The sequence below is a fragment of the Pseudomonas sp. 910_23 genome (genome assembly GCF_052850795.1).
Genome location: NZ_VXCZ01000010.1, coordinates 19,570 through 37,573 on the forward strand (window position 1 = coordinate 19,570; position 18,004 = coordinate 37,573).

18 protein-coding genes are annotated in these 18,004 nt (G+C 59.8%); 7 read left to right on the plus strand and 11 right to left on the minus strand.

The window, feature by feature from the left end; all coding sequences use genetic code 11:
• The first annotated feature begins 24 nt into the window (after positions 1–24).
• Genes FW800_RS13960 through FW800_RS13975 form a run of 4 tightly spaced genes read left to right on the plus strand, consistent with a single transcriptional unit; the run spans position 25 to position 3,521 of the window.
• Entirely contained in the window at positions 25–1,173 is a 1,149-nt protein-coding gene (locus FW800_RS13960) for an MlaE family lipid ABC transporter permease subunit (protein WP_446437824.1), read from the plus strand.
• Positions 1,170–1,973, plus strand: coding sequence for an ABC transporter ATP-binding protein (locus tag FW800_RS13965; RefSeq protein ID WP_446437825.1), 804 nt, complete (start codon positions 1,170–1,172; stop codon positions 1,971–1,973). Before FW800_RS13960 ends, FW800_RS13965 begins: the two co-directional genes overlap by 4 nt.
• Position 1,974: 1 nt before the next feature.
• On the plus strand, positions 1,975–2,913 hold the full coding sequence (locus FW800_RS13970) for an MlaD family protein (protein ID WP_446437826.1): 939 nt from the start codon (positions 1,975–1,977) through the stop codon (positions 2,911–2,913).
• A complete protein-coding gene (locus tag FW800_RS13975) occupies positions 2,910–3,521 on the plus strand; it encodes an ABC-type transport auxiliary lipoprotein family protein (RefSeq protein WP_446437827.1) in 612 nt (203 codons plus the stop codon). The genes FW800_RS13970 and FW800_RS13975 overlap by 4 nt, the downstream gene beginning before the upstream one ends.
• 90 nt (positions 3,522–3,611) lie before the next feature.
• On the opposite strand, the gene FW800_RS13980 is transcribed toward FW800_RS13975, so the two are convergent.
• The 5 genes from FW800_RS13980 to FW800_RS14000 form a co-directional block, all read right to left on the minus strand.
• Entirely contained in the window at positions 3,612–4,841 is a 1,230-nt protein-coding gene (locus FW800_RS13980; RefSeq protein WP_005783476.1) for a nucleoside recognition domain-containing protein, read from the minus strand.
• 98 nt (positions 4,842–4,939) lie between these two features.
• On the minus strand, positions 4,940–6,271 hold the full coding sequence (gene gltP, locus FW800_RS13985; protein ID WP_446437828.1) for a glutamate/aspartate:proton symporter GltP: 1,332 nt from the start codon (positions 6,269–6,271) through the stop codon (positions 4,940–4,942).
• A 741-nt stretch (positions 6,272–7,012) separates the two neighbouring features.
• Positions 7,013–7,480, minus strand: coding sequence for an inhibitor of vertebrate lysozyme family protein (locus FW800_RS13990; RefSeq protein WP_446437829.1), 468 nt, complete (start codon positions 7,478–7,480; stop codon positions 7,013–7,015).
• Between the two features lie 2 nt (positions 7,481–7,482).
• Positions 7,483–7,647, minus strand: coding sequence for a DUF1328 domain-containing protein (locus FW800_RS13995; RefSeq protein ID WP_003187386.1), 165 nt, complete (start codon positions 7,645–7,647; stop codon positions 7,483–7,485).
• A gap of 78 nt (positions 7,648–7,725) precedes the next feature.
• Positions 7,726–8,010: a hypothetical protein gene (locus FW800_RS14000; protein WP_005783470.1), complete on the minus strand. Its 285-nt coding sequence runs from the start codon at positions 8,008–8,010 to the stop codon at positions 7,726–7,728.
• A gap of 392 nt (positions 8,011–8,402) precedes the next feature.
• Here FW800_RS14000 and algB point away from each other — a divergent pair, with 392 nt between their 5' ends.
• The gene (gene algB, locus FW800_RS14005; RefSeq protein ID WP_446437830.1) at positions 8,403–9,749 is read left to right on the plus strand and encodes a sigma-54-dependent response regulator transcription factor AlgB; all 1,347 of its coding nucleotides are present in this window, start codon (positions 8,403–8,405) and stop codon (positions 9,747–9,749) included.
• 10 nt (positions 9,750–9,759) lie between these two features.
• Complete coding sequence (locus FW800_RS14010) at positions 9,760–11,547, plus strand: ATP-binding protein (protein ID WP_446437831.1); 1,788 nt, start codon at positions 9,760–9,762, stop codon at positions 11,545–11,547.
• A gap of 32 nt (positions 11,548–11,579) precedes the next feature.
• Here the strand turns inward: FW800_RS14010 and FW800_RS14015 are convergent, their stop codons facing one another.
• The 6 genes from FW800_RS14015 to FW800_RS14040 all read right to left on the minus strand — a co-directional run bounded on the left by FW800_RS14015 (position 11,580) and on the right by FW800_RS14040 (position 17,060).
• The gene (locus FW800_RS14015) at positions 11,580–12,356 is read right to left on the minus strand and encodes an N-acetylmuramoyl-L-alanine amidase (protein WP_078822724.1); all 777 of its coding nucleotides are present in this window, start codon (positions 12,354–12,356) and stop codon (positions 11,580–11,582) included.
• A gap of 88 nt (positions 12,357–12,444) precedes the next feature.
• Positions 12,445–14,490, minus strand: coding sequence for a GGDEF domain-containing protein (locus FW800_RS14020; protein ID WP_446437832.1), 2,046 nt, complete (start codon positions 14,488–14,490; stop codon positions 12,445–12,447).
• Entirely contained in the window at positions 14,487–15,365 is an 879-nt protein-coding gene (locus tag FW800_RS14025; protein WP_005783460.1) for an endonuclease/exonuclease/phosphatase family protein, read from the minus strand. The genes FW800_RS14020 and FW800_RS14025 overlap by 4 nt, the downstream gene beginning before the upstream one ends.
• A gap of 10 nt (positions 15,366–15,375) precedes the next feature.
• Entirely contained in the window at positions 15,376–16,011 is a 636-nt protein-coding gene (gene dsbA, locus FW800_RS14030) for a thiol:disulfide interchange protein DsbA (RefSeq protein ID WP_032878548.1), read from the minus strand.
• Positions 16,012–16,178: 167 nt separating this feature from the next.
• Positions 16,179–16,805 (minus strand): c-type cytochrome, encoded by a 627-nt coding sequence (locus FW800_RS14035; protein ID WP_032878549.1) that lies wholly within the window; start codon positions 16,803–16,805, stop codon positions 16,179–16,181.
• A gap of 33 nt (positions 16,806–16,838) precedes the next feature.
• Positions 16,839–17,060, minus strand: a complete 222-nt coding sequence (locus tag FW800_RS14040) for a cytochrome (protein ID WP_148854269.1) — start codon at positions 17,058–17,060, stop codon at positions 16,839–16,841.
• 192 nt (positions 17,061–17,252) lie between these two features.
• Between FW800_RS14040 and yihA the strand changes: the two genes are divergently transcribed.
• Positions 17,253–17,894 (plus strand): ribosome biogenesis GTP-binding protein YihA/YsxC, encoded by a 642-nt coding sequence (yihA, locus tag FW800_RS14045; protein WP_446437833.1) that lies wholly within the window; start codon positions 17,253–17,255, stop codon positions 17,892–17,894.
• Positions 17,895–18,004: the final 110 nt, after the last annotated feature.

Here is an 18,004-nt window from a genome sequence, read left to right on the forward strand (position 1 = left end):
GATAGCCAAACAAGCTCGGAGCTTATGACCACTCGCACGACCGCCGGCGCAGCCCATCTTGATACGTCCAGCACCCCGCCTTCGCTGCGGATTACCGGCGACTGGACGCTTGCCCACTACGCCAACCTGAAAAAGCTGTCGGACACACTCGACGGCCAATACGACACCGGCGCCCGCATCGATCTTAACGGCCTCGGTGCGCTGGATACCGCCGGCGCGTCACTGCTGGTCGAGCTGCTGGGCCCCGACCGCATCCAGCACTGCGCCGAGCAGACCGATTGCAGCCTGTCGGCCGCCGACCGGGCGCTGCTCAAGACGGTCTACCGCTCCCTCAATGATTTTTGCGTCCCGCTCAAAGAGCCGGAAGAAAGCGCTGGCATCCAGGTGCTGGCCCGTATCGGCCGCGCGGTGGACACCGTCTGGCAAGACGCCAAGAAACTCCTGGGTTTTATTGGCCTGATCCTTGAGACCTTCGTCCGCGGGATGTTTCGACCCAAGCGCTGGCGCCTTACGCCGATGGTCGCCCATATCGAACAGACCGGTCTCGATGCCGCACCCATCGTGGCCCTCCTGACCTTTCTGGTGGGCGCGGTGGTGGCGTTTCTTGGCGCCACCGTGCTCAAGAGTTTTGGCGCAACGATTTTTACCGTGGACCTGGTGGCGTTCTCTTTCCTGCGCGAATTCGGCGTGCTGCTCACCGCGATCCTGATCGCTGGCCGTACCGCCAGTGCGTTCACCGCGCAAATCGGCTCAATGAAGGCCAACGAAGAAATCGACGCCATCCGCACCCTGGGCCTGGACCCGATGGAGCTGCTGGTATTGCCGCGGGTTCTGGCGCTGCTGGTGGCGCTGCCGATGCTGACTTTCCTGGCGATGCTCTCGGGGATTGTCGGCGGTGGCGTGGTGTGTGCCGTGGCCCTGGATATTTCACCGGCGATGTTCCTCTCGCTGTTGCAATCGGACATTGGCGTGCAGCACTTTCTGGTAGGCATGGTGAAGGCGCCGATCTTCGCTTTCCTGATTGCGGCCATTGGTTGCCTGGAAGGCTTCAAGGTCAGCGGCAGCGCTGAATCAGTCGGCGCGCACACCACCTCCAGTGTGGTGCAGTCGATTTTTGTGGTGATCGTGCTGGATGCGGTCGCCGCGATGTTCTTCATGGAGATGGGCTGGTGAGTCGTCTACACCGTACGCCCACTGAGGCGGTTATTGAGGTACGCGGCTTGTGCAACCGCTTTGGTAGCCAGAGCGTGCATGAAAACCTCGACCTGGATTTATACAAAGGCGAGATTCTGGCAGTGGTCGGCGGCTCCGGCAGCGGCAAGTCGGTGCTGCTGCGCAGCATCGTCGGCCTGCGTCGGCCCAGCGAAGGTGAGGTGCGGGTGTTCGGCAAGAATCTGCCCAGCCTGCCTGAGCACGAACGCTCGCTGGTGGAGCGGCGCTTTGGCGTGCTGTTCCAGAAGGGCGCGCTGTTTTCCTCGCTGACCGTTACCGAGAACGTTGCCCTGCCATTGATCGAACATGCCGGCCTCAGCCGCGCCGACGCCGAGCACTTGGCGGCAGTCAAGCTGGCCCTGGCCGGGCTACCCCTGTCGGCCGCCGACAAATACCCGGCTTCGTTGTCCGGCGGCATGATCAAGCGCGCGGCCCTGGCCCGTGCGCTGGCACTGGACCCGGACATCCTGTTTCTCGATGAACCCACCGCTGGCCTCGATCCGATTGGCGCAGCGCAGTTCGACCAACTGATCCTGACCCTGCGCGATGCGTTGGGCTTGAGCGTGTTCCTGGTCACCCACGACCTCGACACGCTGTACACCATCACCGACCGCGTGGCGGTGCTGGCGCAGAAGAAAGTGCTGGTGGCCGACGCCATCAATGTCGTCTCGGAAACGGACGACGCCTGGATTCACGAATATTTCCACGGCCCCCGGGGCCGCGCGGCATTGGATGCCGCTCAATCGCTCAACGAGGTATGACATGGAAACCCGAGCCCATCATGTGATGATCGGACTGTTCAGCGTAATTGTGGTGGTCGGCGCTATGCTCTTCGGCCTATGGCTGGCCAAATCCAGCGTCGACAGCGCCTTCCAGGATTACGAAGTGATCTTCAACGAAGCGGTCAGCGGCCTGTCCCAAGGCAGTGCGGTGCAGTACAGCGGGATCAAGGTAGGCGACGTCACCAGCCTGCGCCTGGACCCCAAAGACCCGCGTCGCGTCCTCGCCCGCATCCGCCTGGCCGGGCAGACGCCGATCAAGGAAGACACCCAGGCCAAGCTGGCGCTGACCGGCATCACCGGCACCTCGATCATCCAGCTCAGCGGCGGCACCCCGCAGAGCCCGGAACTCAAGGGCAAGAACGGCAACCTGCCGGAAATCATCGCGTCCCCATCGCCCATCGCGCGCCTGCTCAATAACAGCAACGACCTGATGACCAGCGTCAACCTGCTGCTGCACAACGCCAACCACATGTTCTCCCGGGAAAACGTCGAACGCTTGAGCAACACCCTGGATAACCTGCAACAAACCACCGGTGCCATCGCCGAGCAACGCGGCGACATCAAGGTGGTAATGCAGCAATTGATGCAGGTGAGCAAACAGGCGGGTGCCGCGCTGGAACAAACCACCGTGTTGATGCGCAGCGCCAATGGCCTGCTCAACGAGCAAGGCAAGCAAGCCTTCGGCAGCGCCGAGCAGGCGATGAAATCCCTGGAGCAAAGCACCGCCACCATCAACAGCTTGCTGACCAACAACCAGGACTCGGTGAACAGCGGTATGCAGGGCCTCAACGAACTGGCGCCAGCGGTGCGTGAGCTGCGTGAAACCCTCGGTTCGCTGCGCGCCATCTCCCGTCGCCTGGAAGCCAACCCCAGCGGTTACCTGCTGGGCAGTGAAAAGAACAAGGAGTTCACGCCATGAAGCGTGCTTACCTGATGATCGCCCCTGTGGCCCTGGCACTGCTCAGCGCCTGCTCGATTCTGCCCAAGCCTGACCCGTCAGACGTGTACCGCCTGGTGTCCACCCAACCAACCACCCAAGGCACGCCGGTGAGTTGGTCGCTGCGCGTAGCCAAACCCCAGACCAGCGAGTTTCTCGACAGTCCACGCATTGCCGTGGTGCCTGACGGCAACCTGATCAGCAGCTATGCGAACTCACGCTGGAGCGACCCGGCGCCGGTACTCTTACGCAACCGCCTGCTGGACGGCTTCCAACGCGATGGACGGGTAACGCTGCTGAGTACTGACGAGACCAACCTGCAAGCCGACTATGAGTTGGGCGGGCAGTTGCAAGCGTTTCAAAGTGAATACCGGGGTGACGCGGTGGAGGTGGTGATTCGCCTGGATGCGCGATTGGTGCGCGGCAGCGATCAGCGGATTATTGCCAACCGGCGGTTTGAGGTAAGGCAGCCGGTGGGTGATACCAAGGTGCCAGCGGTGGTGGCTGCTTTTGGCCAGGCCGGGGATCAGTTGAATAAGCAGGTGGTGGATTGGGTAGTGGCGCAGGGCAATACAGCACCTAGACGCTGAGGGCCTCATCGCAGGCAAGCCAGCTCCCACTTTTGATTGTATTCACAAATCAAAATGTGGGCTGGCTTGCCTGCAATGGCAATTTAAGCCTTAACCGAAAAACCAGTAGCACACCGCAATAGCCGCCACGACACCGGCAAACTCCGCCAGCAACGCACAGCCCACCGCATGTCGTGCGCGCTGGATGCCCACCGAACCAAAGTACACCGCCAACACATAGAAGGTGGTCTCAGTACTGCCCTGTATTGTCGCCGCCACCAAGGCCGGGAAGCTGTCCACACCCTGGGTCTGCATGGTCTCGATCAGCATCGCCCGTGCCGCACTGCCGGAGAAAGGCTTGACCATCGCAGTCGGTAGCGCATCGACAAACCGTGTATCCATGCCCGTCCAGGCCACCACATGGCGAATCCCTTCCAGGCCGAAGTCCAACGCGCCCGAGGCCCGCAACACGCCCACCGCACACAGCATCGCCACCAGGTAAGGCAACAGGTTCTTGGCCACGTCGAAGCCTTCCTTGGCCCCTTCGACGAAGGCCTCGTACACCTTGACCTTGCGCAACGCGCCGATCACCAGAAACAGCATGATCAGGCCAAACAACGTGAGGTTGCCCAGGATCGAGGATAAACCGGCCAGCGCCGTGGCCGAGAGTGTCGCCAGCAGCGCCATGAAGCCGCCCAGCACCAACGCGCCAGGAATCAGATAAGCCAGCACCACCGGGTCCCACAACCGCAGGCGTTGCATCACCGCCACCGACAGCAGGCCCACCAAGGTCGATGCGCTGGTGGCCAGCAGGATCGGCAGGAACACCAGCGTCGGATCGGCGGCGCCTTGCTGGGCGCGGTACATGAAGATGGTCACCGGCAACAGGGTCAGCGAGGACGCATTGAGCACCAGGAACAGGATCTGCGCGTTGCTCGCCGTGTTGGGGATGGGGTTGAGTTCCTGCAAGGCCTTCATGGCTTTCAGGCCGATGGGCGTGGCGGCGTTGTCCAGGCCCAAACCGTTGGCGGCGAAGTTGAGGGTGATCAGGCCGATGGCAGGGTGACCGGCAGGCACTTCCGGCATCAGCCTTCGAAACAACGGGCCGAGCGCCTTGGCCAGCCAATCGACGATCCCGGCTTTTTCAGCGATGCGCAAAAAGCCCAGCCACAAGGTCAGGGTGCCGAACAGCAGCACCATGACTTCCACCGACAATTTGGCCATGGCGAAAATGCTTTCGACCATCGCCGCAAAAATCCCGGCGTTACCGCCCACCAGCCATTGCGCCAGTGCTGACACCATTGCCACGACAAAGAAGCCAAGCCACAGGCCATTTAGCATCAGTTGAATCCCCCGAAAGATGGGGCGAATGATAACGGGGCTGACAGAAACGACAAACCCCGGAATTATCCGGGGTTCGTGTCAGCGCAATCGTGCTATCAGCCGCGAGAGGTCTCGCCGGCCGGCAACGCTTCCTTGCTGCGCCAGTGCGGCAGGGAGTTCCAGTAGCGCTCGCCCTTGGCGTCATCGTACATGCCTTCCCAACGGGAGATGACCAATACGGCCAAGGCATTGCCGATCACGTTCAGTGCGGTACGCGCCATGTCCATCACACGGTCGACACCGGCGATAAACGCCAAGCCTTCCAGCGGGATGCCCACGCTGCCCAGGGTAGCCAGCAACACTACAAAGGACACACCCGGCACGCCGGCGATACCTTTGGAGGTAACCATCAGGGTCAGAACCAGCATCAGTTGCTGGCCGATCGACAGGTCAATGCCATACAGCTGGGCAATGAAGATTGCCGCGATGCTCTGGTACAGGGTCGAACCGTCGAGGTTGAACGAATAACCGGTCGGCACCACGAAGCTGCAGATCGCCTTCGGCGCGCCGTAGGCTTCCATCTTCTCGATCACCCGGGGCAGCACAGTTTCGGAACTGGCGGTGGAGTAAGCCAGTACCAGCTCATCCTTGAAGATGCGCATCACTTTCAGGATCGAGAAGCCAAACAGACGGGCGATCAGGCCCAGTACCGCGAAGGCGAAGAACAGAATGGCGACGTAAACCAGGATCACCAGCTTGGCCAGCGGCAGCAGGGAGGCAAAGCCGAAGTTGGCGACGGTCACCGCGATCAGGGCAAACACGCCGATAGGGGCGTACTTCATGATCATGTGAGTGACTTTGAACATGCTCTCGGATACGCCCTGGAACATCGTCACCAGCGGCTCGCGCAGCTCAGGCTTGAGGCTCGACAAGCCCAGGCCGAACAGCACCGAGAAGAAGATGATCGGCAGCATTTCACCACGGGCAACCGCCGCGAAGATGTTCGATGGGATCAGGTTGAGGATGGTTTCGATGAACGCATGTTCATGCTGCACCTCGGCGGCGGTGGCCTGGTACTTGGAGATGTCGACGGTACCCAGGGTACTCATGTCGATGCCGGCGCCCGGGTGGAACAGGTTGGCCAGCAGCAGGCCAACCACGATGGCGATGGTAGTGACCACTTCGAAGTAAAGTATGGTTTTGACGCCGATGCGACCGAGCTTTTTCGCGTCGCCCACACCGGCAATGCCGACGATCAGCGAGGAAATCACAATCGGGATCACGATCATCTTGATCAGGCGGATAAAGATATCGCCTGCCGGCTGCAATACATTGCTGATCCACCAGGCCTTTTCAGCACTGAAATGGTTGAGCACTGCACCGATTGCGATCCCCAGTACCAAACCGATGAGGATCTGCCAGGCGAGGCTTAGCTTTGCCTTCTTCATGTCATTACCCTTACTTCAAGTGGACTTATGGCAAATGCGCCAGCTGCAACGCTCGAAAGCGAAAAAGTGTGTGCATCAGCCTCCATGGAAGGTCACCGCAGCGTGGCCGAAATGGCTTACTGGTAGGCGAAAAAAGGCGCAACTATTCCCATGCAAGGGAGCGACGTCTAATGCCGTAAACGCCTACCCTATGCCGAATCGGCATGGCTTTTTTTGAAAATAATTGTCCAAACGGTCAGTTCGAATACGCCATTCAGGCGGGTGAATATGCCGTGAGGCGGCCAAATCAGGCTCGCTCAGTGATACTGAACGACTTGCAACGTTTGGCAGAAATGCGTGAGAAATCCATCACCTAGCACCGGAAATGTCCTATGGCGCGTCTGAAAATTTCTCGATAGATGGTCGCGTCGACATACCCGGTAATGGTTGGCGAGAGGCAAAAAGCAAAATTGCGACTATGAGAGGCATAAAGCGAGAGCCATGAAGCGAGAGCCAAACACGGGCATGAGAGTCATAAGCCCGCCGCAAGTTCAGCAAGCTTGAGGACTTGTGAACTTGCGTCGCAGCTTTTCGCCTGACCCGGCCCTTTCGCAGGCACTCCCTGTGCCCGTAGGTCACGCCGATCTTGATCGATCAGAGCAACCCGGCCCCCTGGTCATGCACCACCCTTGGCGAGTGATGCAAACAGAAAGAAGCGCAGGGGCTTCTTTCTATGGACGCTGGCTCCGTCTCAGACGGAACCTAGTACCAATTCGGATCTTTCTTCAGTTGTTCCATCAGCAGCTTTTGCATACCTTCGTCCGGTTTACCGATAAAACGGTAATCGGCGTGCCGCGTCGGAGACTTGTCGGCCGGCAAACCGGCTGGGACTTCCACCAACATGGCATAGGCATCTTCTTTTTCGAAGCTGAAGGCCACGATCAAACGCTTGCTCCGGCAGGTATCCGCGGTTTCACACAGCGGCCCGACCAAGTACTTGTCGCCATCTTCCTCGACAGCGTTCATTTGCTCAGCGGTGCCGGACAGGTTCATCACCCATTCCGGCAGACGCTCTTCTTTCTTCACCACGCCTTGCCAGGTTTCACGGTATTGCGGATCCGAATTGAGCAATTCGTTCGCCCGGGATTGCCCGTCATTGGCGGCCATCGCCAGGCTGCTGCCGCCCAGTAGCAGGGCGGCAGCCAAGGCTTTAAACGGCAGAGTGGTCATATTCAACCTCGGCCTTTACGACCAAAGAAGAACGAAGCAATGAACATCACCAGGAAGACGACAAACAGGATCTTGGCGATGCCGGTGGCGGTGCCAGCGATACCACCGAAGCCCAGGACTGCAGCGACAATGGCGATGATCAGAAATGTGATTGCCCAACTCAACATGGTGATTCTCCTTATGCTTCTATAGGGGTAACAGCGGTAGTGCCGTGCAGTCGCTCAACACAAGCGACTTGTTCTTGCCTAGAACACCCAGCGCTCTTGAGCAGGCAGTTCATCCAGGGTGGAATCCTGATCGACCAAGCTCAATTGCGGGGCAGTTACATTAGCGCTGGCGCTGCCAATGGAACGGAAATGGGTCTGGGTCATCACCGGACGCTCAAATTGCGGGGCTGGCTGCTCACTCTGCTGCCAGTGCTGCATCTGCTGGCCGGCAATCAACGTGACCATCAAGGCCAGGCTGGCAAACAGGCCCTGCTGCATACGCAGCGGCGATACACGCAATTGGCTGAGGCTTTGGCGAGTCATGCTGCTGTTCTCCCGCATTCTGATTATTCGTTCATGACACTCTTGGGAGGGATATTGCAGACTGCGTGCCAGCTTTATTGCAAAATAAAACACAATAAAATCAATAGGTTATGTGACATGAAAGGATGTTGCACCCAGCATCCTGCACGATGCCTCTTTATATGCCGTGCGAAATGCACGATGGCCAGTGGTCGGGTCAGGGGATCGAAAGCGCACGCTCAGTTGCCGAAGTCGCGATAACGCACAAAAAGGCTATCAGCCGGCGCTTTGTAGGAAGGCGTGTAGATACCTACACGAAGATGCCTTTTATGAATCAGAATAAACCATGCAACTTGCCCGATTATTCCGGGACTAAACACCATCTTATTTAATAGTTAAGGAGCGCGGGACAGATGGATTCAGCCAAGGAGCTTCAAGGCCGCATTCTTTTAGTGGATGACGAATCCGCAATCCTCCGCACGTTCCGTTATTGCCTGGAAGACGAGGGCTACACCGTTGCCACCGCCAACAGCGCCGCCCAGGCCGATGCCCTGATGCAGCGCCAGGTGTTTGACCTGTGCTTTCTGGACTTGCGCCTGGGCGAGGACAACGGCCTGGATGTACTCGCGCAGATGCGTATCCAGGCTCCGTGGATGCGTGTGGTGATCGTCACGGCCCACTCCGCCGTGGATACCGCCGTGGACGCAATCCAGGCCGGTGCCGCCGACTACCTGGTCAAACCTTGCAGTCCGGACCAATTACGCCTGGCCACCGCCAAGCAACTGGAAGTACGCCAGCTCTCTGCGCGACTGGAGGCCCTGGAAGGCGCAGTGCGCGAGCCCAAGGATGGCCTCGACTCTCACAGCCCCTCGATGATGGTGGTACTGGAAACTGCGCGCCAGGTGGCCGGGACCGATGCAAACATCTTGATCCTTGGCGAGTCCGGCACCGGTAAAGGTGAGCTGGCCCGTGCCATTCACGGCTGGAGCAAACGCTCCAAGAAGTCTTGCGTGACCATCAACTGCCCGTCACTGACCGCCGAGCTGATGGAGAGCGAACTGTTCGGCCATAGTCGCGGCGCGTTCACCGGCGCGAGTGAAAGCACCTTGGGACGCGTTAACCAGGCTGACGGCGGCACGTTGTTTCTCGACGAGATCGGCGATTTTCCCCTCACGTTGCAACCAAAGCTGCTGCGCTTCATTCAGGATAAGGAATATGAGCGTGTGGGCGACCCAGTCACCCGCCGCGCCGACGTGCGCATCCTCGCCGCCACCAACCTGAACCTGGAAGACATGGTGCGCGACGGCCGCTTCCGGGAAGACTTGCTGTACCGCCTCAATGTCATCACCCTGCACCTGCCGCCGCTGCGCGAACGCAGTGAAGACATCCTTACCCTGGCTGACCGCTTCCTGGCACGCTTCGTCAAGGAATACGCCCGCCCCGCGCGCGGATTCAGTGATCAGGCCCGTGAAGCGCTGCTCAACTATCGCTGGCCCGGCAACATTCGCGAGCTGCGTAACGTAGTGGAACGCGCCAGCATCATCTGCCCTCAGGAGAAGGTAGAGATCAGCCATTTGGGGATGGCTGAGCAACCGACCAACAACGCGCCCCGTATCGGCGCAGCGTTGAGCCTGGACGAACTGGAAAAAGCCCACATCGGCGCCGTGCTCGCCACCAGTGACACGCTGGATCAAGCAGCCCGCACCCTCGGCATCGACGCGTCGACCCTGTACCGCAAACGCAAACAGTACAACCTGTGAGCAGGACCTTATGAAGCTCGCGATGAAACTGCGCACTCGGTTATTTCTGAGCATTTCAGCGCTGATCACCGTGGCCTTGCTGGGATTGATCCTGGGCCTGGTCAGCGTCATGCAAATGGCCAAGACCCAGGAATCGCTGATTCGCAGTAACTTCATCACCCTGGATCTGGGACTCAAATTGCGTCAGAGCCTGGGCGACCAGCTGATCATGATGCTGGAGAAACGACCCGACCCTGAGGCCCTGAGGGCCTCCAAGCAGCATTATTTCGACCTGCTGGACGAAGGCGTTGCCCATGAGCAGTCGATCGGTAAAAGCCATGGCTTTGGCCAGGCCCGCTCCGACTACCAGAACCTGCTCGAAGCGTTCGACCAATCCCAGCAGGAAACACCGCCGCCGGGCAGCAAGGAAAAAATCACTGAAACCTTCAACATACTGCGCAACGGACTGATTGCCGATCACAAGCAGGCACTGGAGAACATCAGCGCCAGCGAGCACAAGTCCCGTGAGCGCGCGTTATTGATTGCAGGGCTGCTCGGGTTGGTGGGCCTCGCAGTGTTGATCATTGGCTTTGTCACGGCCCATGGCATCGCGCGGCGTTTTGGCGGACCGATCGAGGCACTGGCCAAAGCCGCCGACAAGATCGGACAGGGCGATTTTGAAGTGACGCTGCCTATCTCCTCAGCAGCGGAAATGAATCAGCTGACCCGCCGTTTCGGCATCATGGCCGAAGCATTGCGCCAGCATCAGGCCACCAATGTCGATGAACTGCTGGCCGGCCAACAGCGCCTGCAAGCCGTGCTCGACAGTATTGATGACGGCCTGCTGATGATTGATCGGCAGGGCTGCCTGGAGCACCTCAACCCGGTTGCACAACGCCAACTGGGCTGGGACGAAGAGCGCCTAGGTCAGGGCCTGGGCGAAGCCTTGGGTCGTGCAGAGATGGATGAACAACTGCAACTGGTGCTGCGCGGCGGCAACCTGGAGCGGGCGCCGGATGATCTGGAAGTAGAGGTCGAGGGCGAACTGCGCCTGCTGACCTACAGCCTGACCCCTGTGAGCCATACACAGGGTCATATTCTGGGGGCTGTGATGGTGCTGCATGACGTTACCGAACAGCGCGCCTTCGAACGAGTGCGTAACGAGTTCGTGTTACGCGCCTCTCATGAGCTGCGCACGCCGGTGACCGGCATGCATATGGCCTTCGGCCTGTTTCGCGAGCGAGCGAAGTTCCCGGCAGACTCCCGTGAAGCGGACCTGCTGGATACGGTCAACGAAGAAATGCAACGCCTGATGCAGTTGATCAACGACTTGCTCAACTTCTCGCGCTACCAGAACGGCCTACAAAAACTCACCCTGGGGGCCTGCGATGTGACCGACCTGCTGGAACACGCACGGGCGCGATTTACCGAACCCGCCAATGCGCAGCACATTGAGTTGCTGGTGGAAGCCCAGCCGGAGTTGCCGCGACTGTATGCCGACCAGGTGCAACTGGAGCGCGTGCTCGACAATTTGCTCGGCAACGCGTTGCGCCACACCGCCGAAGGCGGGCAGATTCGCCTGCAGGCACGGCGTCATGGCGAACGGGTGATTATCAGTGTTGAAGACAACGGCGAAGGTATCGCCTATGGCCAGCAAGGGCGAATCTTCGAACCCTTTGTGCAGGTGGGTCGCAAGAAAGGCGGCGCGGGCCTGGGGCTGGCCCTGTGCAAGGAGATCGTGCAGTTGCACGGCGGCCGCATGGGCGTGTATTCACGACCGGGGCAGGGTACGCAGTTCTATATGGCATTACCGTTGTAGGAGCGAGCTTGCTCGCTCCAACATCTACACAATCAGCGCTGGTTCAAGGCCCGCAGGATCGCAGCACTTTCAGCATCCGGAGTGCCATCAAACAATGAAGGGCGGAAGCGCATCTGGAAGGCGGCGATCACGTGCCGCGTGGCCACATCCAGCTCCCCGGTCTGCGGCGTCTGATAGCCCAGGCGAGCGAGTTCTTCCTGGAACCAGGTGATGCTCGGCAGCTGAGCGCCGTACTGCACCTGGAATCGGGCCACGGCCTGTGCATCCGGCCAGACGGCCAAGCCTTCTGCGGCCAAGCGCTTCCAGGGGAACAGCGGCCCCGGGTCCAGCTTGCGCAGTGGGGCAATGTCGCTATGCCCGATGATGTTCTTGGGGTCGATACCGTTACGTTTGCTGATGTCCTTGAGCAGCACGATCAGCGACTGCACTTGCGCTTCGGAATACGGGTACCACACACGCCCTGTCGGCGTATCACGGAACCCAGGGTTGACGATCTCGATGCCGATGGAGCTGGAATTGAGCCAGGTGCGCCCCATCCACTCGCTTTCCCCCGCGTGCCAGGCACGCTGGCTTTCATCCACCAGCTTGTAGATGGTGCCTGAGGCGTCGTCGCCGATCAGGTAATGGCTGCTCACCTGGCCATGGGTCAGCAATGCCAGCGAGCGCTCAAGGTTGGTAGAGGTGTAATGCACGACAACAAACTGCACGCGGTTGTCGTGGTTCACCGAAGGGTGGCTGGTATTCAGCCGCGGGCCGCTGGCGCAACCGGCGAGCAGGAGAAACACAAAAGCAATAGACAAGGATTTCATGGCAGGAGCAGTACACTGAGAGACGATAATGCAACAGTGTAACGTAACGTAATTAGCCCGGCGGTCAAATTACAAAATAGAACATCTTTTATGCCACCTGCACTTGATTGCGTCCCGCTGCCTTGGCCCTGTAAAGCGCTTCATCGGCTCGCTTGAGGGCCAAGTCGCTGCGCTCGCCAGGTTGAAACTGCGCTACGCCCATGGACACCGTGATCGTCACCGGCTCGCCCTTGAAGTGGAACGGGCATGCCTCGATGGCCGCGCGCAATACTTGAGCGACAGCCAAGGCATCCGCCAAGGCTGAGTCGGGCATCAGCAGCACAAACTCCTCACCGCCGAAACGCGCGATGAAGTCGGTGGGCCGCAGGCGCTTGCTCAGCACGTTGGCGATGATCTTGAGCACCTTGTCGCCCGCCAGATGACCGTAGCCATCATTGATGCGCTTGAAATGATCCAGGTCGAGCATCGCCAGCGACAGGCTGTTGCCGCTTTGATGCCAGGCGTTGACCTCGTGATCAAGGCGTTCGCTCCACGCTGCCCGGTTGGGCAGGCCGGTCAGCGGATCGAGCAAGGCCTTCTGGCGCTGTACTTCCAGGTGCTCACGGTAGCCCTGGGCTTCCTGCTCCATGTTGGCCACCCGCTCAGCCAGCGTTTTGAGGCGCGCCGCCACTTCCTGCTCACGTTGGTCACGCTGCTGCTGATGCTCGTCCATGGTCCCGAGCAAGCCTTCGAGATGGCTTTCGAGTACCTGCTTGAGGCTGCTCAGATCGGCGGCTTCCTGCACGCTGCTTTGCAACCCGTCGACCTGTTCACGAATCTGCGTATCCAGCTCCCGCGCGGCCAGGCTGCTATCGGCGTGGCCCTCGCTGGCAACCTGCAGGTGGCCCTGAAATGCCTCAAGGCGCTCGTTAAGTTGCTTGAGATAAGCCTCGAACTCATGCTGGCCACTATCGGTGATCGCCAGCATCAGCACCGCCAGGTCATCCAGGATCGGGATCAGCTCGTACCAATTCAAGCCGTGGGCAAGCCGCTCGCGCATGGCTTCGGCCTGGGGCCGGTGACGTTCAGGCAGGGACAGGTCTTCCAACAGGCCCAGTAACGTATCTTCAATGTGCTTGGCCACCGAGCTGTAGGACGGCTCAGGCGAGTCGGGCAGGGCGTATATCCCATCGGGCTGCAGTTCGTCGGGCTCGGGAACTTCCAGCACAGGGGGGAGAGACAGGCTACCTATGCTGGTTTGATCCGGCGCGTCGACTTCAACCTGCGGCGCTTCAATAAAGGCGGCGAGCGCGCTTTCAGGGGCTGGCTCTTCTATCGGCGGCTCAGGGGCCTGCACAGGTGAAGCAATCGGGGCTGCAGAAGGCGGTGCCTCGAATGCGAAGGTGTCGCGAGCCGCTTCCACCGGGGCCGGCGCTACCAGTTCCGATGCGGGAGCGAGCGGCGTTTGTGGTTGCGGTGCAAAGGCACGCAAGGCCTGGGTCAACTCTTCGGACTGTACGGGCTCCTGTGGCTCGGGCGAAGGTGGCGGCGCAGCGGGCTTTGACGGCGCCACCTGCGCGGTGGGCAGTGGTGCAGCGTCAACCTGCGGCGCGTCACTCGATGCCTCCTTACTGCCAAACAGGCGCTGCAGCAGCCCAGGACCTGCGCGTGAGGCTTCGCTTTCAGGCTCCAGATTATTCAGCGCCTGCCCTTGCAGGCTGCTTAGCTCACTGAGCAACAGCGGTATCTCCCGCGCCTGGCCGACGCGGCTATCGAGCTGTTTGGCAAAGGCCTTCAGCGGGCGGGCCACCTCGCGGGGCAACGCAAGCTTTTGCAGCTGGGCAACCAGGGCCGTGAGTGCGGTGCTGATCTGGTCAACCCGGGTTTCGCGGCGCTGCTCGGAATCCAGCACAGCCTTTTCCAGGCGCGGCAACAGCGCTGCGAGGGCTGCGTCCATGTCGTCCGTACGCACCACATCACGCATTTCTTTCATGCACTGATCAACGGCGCGGTCAGTCCCTTCAGCCGCCAGCGTGCTGCGCACCAGGCCGCGGCGCAGCAGGTCGAGGCGGGCGGCCCAGCGGCGTTCGAGCTTGTCTTGTTGCTCGATGCTCTTGAGGTATTTCTCTTTCCAGCGCTGGGCGTCGTCGCTCATGCAAGAGGTCCGCGAGGACCTGGGCTCAACGCGGGTAATGCATCAGCGGTAAGCGAACCCGGCAGACGAATCTCTACCGCGACGGGCAGGTGATCGGAAATGGGCTGCGCCAGCACTCGCACACTTTCCAGTGTAAGGCTCGGGCTGAGCAGGATGTGGTCAAGGCAGCGCTGCGGGCGCCAGCTGGGAAATGTGGCTTCGACTTGCGGGGCCAGCAGGCCCAGGTCGCGCAGCGGGGAATTCTGCAACAGGTCGTTGGCATGGGTGTTCATGTCCCCCATCAACACCTGGTGCTTGTAGTTACCAATCAGGTCACGCACATAGGCAAGCTGCAGGTTGCGGGTACGTCCGCCGAGTGCCAGGTGCATCATCACCACCACCAAGGCTTCAGGACCTTCACCGAAACGCACGAGGATCGCACCGCGGCCTTTCGGACCCGGCAGCGGGTGATCCTCGATGGCGGTCGGCTTCAAGCGGCTGAGCACACCATTACTGTGCTGTGCCAGGCGCCCCAGGTTGCGGTTGAGCTGCTGATACCAGTACGGGAACGCGCCGAGCTGGGCAAGATGCTCCACCTGGTTGATGTAGCCCGAGCGCAGGCTACCGCCGTCAGCCTCCTGCAAGGCGACCAGGTCGAAGTCGCTGAGCAGGTCGCCGATCTTTTGCAGGTTACCGGTACGCCCCTTGTGCGGTAGAACGTGCTGCCAGCCACGGGTGAGGTAGTGCCGGTATTTCTCGGTACTGTTGCCCACCTGAATGTTGAAGCTGAGCAGGCGCAAGCGGCTGTCTGCCGGCAGGCCCGTGGCTTGCAGGTGGTGTTCGTTGACCTGCGGCTCGTGCAGGCCAACGACGCGTTCGGTACCCCAACGGCGCATGGCGGGCCCCTTACTTGGCTGCGCGTTCTTTAGCGATCAGTTGGTCGGCAACATTGAGGACCGCTTCAGGACCACCGGCAGTGCCCAGGTCGAAACGGTACTTGCCGTTGACGATCAGGGTTGGAACGCCTTGCACACCGTACTTCTGCGCGAGTTCCTTGGCCTGCTTGATCTGGCCCTGGATGGCGAAGGAGTTGAAAGTGGCCATGAACTTGTCCTTGTCCACGCCCTGGGTGGCGACGAAGTCAGCCATTTCGTCCGGCTTGGTCAGGCGCTTGCCCTGCTTCTGGATCGCTTCGAAAACAGCGTTGTGTACTTTGTGTTCCACACCCATGGCTTCGAGGGTCAGGAACAGTTGGCCGTGGGCATCCCATGGGCCACCAAACATGGCGGGAAGGCGACGGAAGTTAACGTCCTTGGGCAGCTTTTCAACCCATGGGTTGATGGTCGGCTCAAAAGCGTAGCAATGCGGGCAGCCATACCAGAACAGCTCCACCACTTCGATTTTGCCGGGTACCGACACCGGTACAGGGTTAGCCAATTCAACGTAGGTTTTACCGGCTTCAAGCGGCACATCGGCTGCTTGCGCGGTCATGCCGAAGAGGCTGGCAGTGACGAGAGCGGCGCTGAGGATCAGATTACGCATGCTTTACTCCTGGACAAATAAAGTCGCCTCACGCGACCTTTGTTGTGACAGGTCTACGCGGGCATGAGTTCGTTAGTGTAACGGCAGCGGCCACAAAAAAGGGCGGCCTGAGCCACCCTTTTATGCTTGCATCGCGGGATTAATCGAGTGTTAACGTTGCGTGCAACTTAATGCAGGCCCTGGATGTAACTGGAGACGGCTGCAATGTCTTCGTCACTCAGCTTGCGAGCGATGGTGCGCATGATTGCGGCGTCGCCATCATTCGCTCGTCCGGCCTCTTCCTTACGGAAATCGGTCAGCTGTTTGGCGATATAGGTAGCATGCTGGCCACTCAGGTGCGGGAAGCCAGCGGCGGCGATGCCAGCGCCATTTGGCGAGTGGCAACCGGTGCAGGCAGGCAAGCCTTTTTCCAGGTCACCGCCACGGAACAGCTTTTCTCCGCGAGCGACCAATTTAGGATCAGCAGCTCCCACACTGCCTTTCTGGCTGGCAAAATACGCCGCGAGGTCCGCCAGGTCCTGATCGTTGAGATTGGTCAGCATGCCGGTCATTTCCAGCACTGTGCGCTTGCCGTCCTTGATGTCGTGCATCTGCTTGCTCAGGTAACGTTCACCCTGGCCGGCCAGTTTGGGAAAGTTCGGCGCCGGGCTGTTGCCATCCGGCCCGTGGCAGGCACCACATACGGCGGCTTTCGCTTGACCGGCAGTGGCATCACCTTTGACGGGGCCCTCTGCAGCGACGGCAGCGCCTGTGATGCCCAAGGTCAACAGCAGACTCACGATCAGTTTGTTCATCAGCTAATCCAACTACGGCTAAGGGTTTAAGAGTTATCTACCGGGTTTACTCACCACCAACTCAATGACGGCCTGGTAATCCTCAGTACTGCAGTCCATGCACAAACCACGCGGCGGCATTGCCTTGAAACCCTGGGTCACGCGCTGCATCAGCATGACCACGCAAACTCGGTTGTACAGCGCTTGTGGATCCTGTGTAGCCTGAGCGCCGTAAAGCGGGTTCAGGACACCAAAAGCGGCAACCATTGAGGCCATACATCGACCTTTTCAGGGTTTGAGAGCGTTTTGCGTTCTAATGCGCAATAAAGGTCTTTCGCTCCCGTGAACTTCATCCTTCGCTGGGACAAAGCACACACAAAATCTGCGGCATTATATACTGGCGCTACTGAAACGGAAACGACACCGCTTGCCGCACCCTTTTTCGGCACCGCCCACATCGGAAATCTCATGCAACTCAAGAATCCCATCCTCGGCCTGTGCCAACAGTCCACGTTCATGCTCAGCGCCGCCAAAGTGGACCAATGCCCCGATGACGAGGGCTTTGAAGTCGCCTTTGCCGGCCGCTCCAACGCTGGCAAATCCAGCGCACTGAACACCCTGACCCACGCCAGCCTGGCGCGCACCTCGAAAACCCCGGGTCGCACGCAACTGCTCAATTTCTTCAAGCTAGACGATGATCGGCGTCTGGTCGACCTGCCGGGCTACGGTTATGCAAAAGTACCTATCCCGCTGAAGCTGCACTGGCAGCGTCACCTTGAGGCTTACCTGGGTGGCCGGGAGAGTTTGAAGGGTCTGATTCTGATGATGGACATCCGCCATCCGATGACTGACTTCGACCTGCTGATGCTCGACTGGGCCGTCGCCAGCGGCATGCCGATGCACATCCTGCTGACCAAGGCCGACAAGCTCACCTACGGCGCAGCCAAGAACACGCTGCTCAAAGTGCAGTCCGACATCCGTAAAGGCTGGGGCGATACGATCACTATCCAGCTGTTCTCGGCGCCGAAGCGCATGGGCCTGGAAGAGGCTTACACGGTGCTGGCCGGCTGGATGGAATTGGCGGACAAAGGCGCAGAAACTACCGAGTAACTTTTCTGCGGGCAAAAAAAACCCCGGACTTCGTATGGGGAGGGAAGTTCGGGGTCCAAGTTCCGGACCGCTAGGGCGGGGTCCAGATATCTGCCAACACTTAACACAAC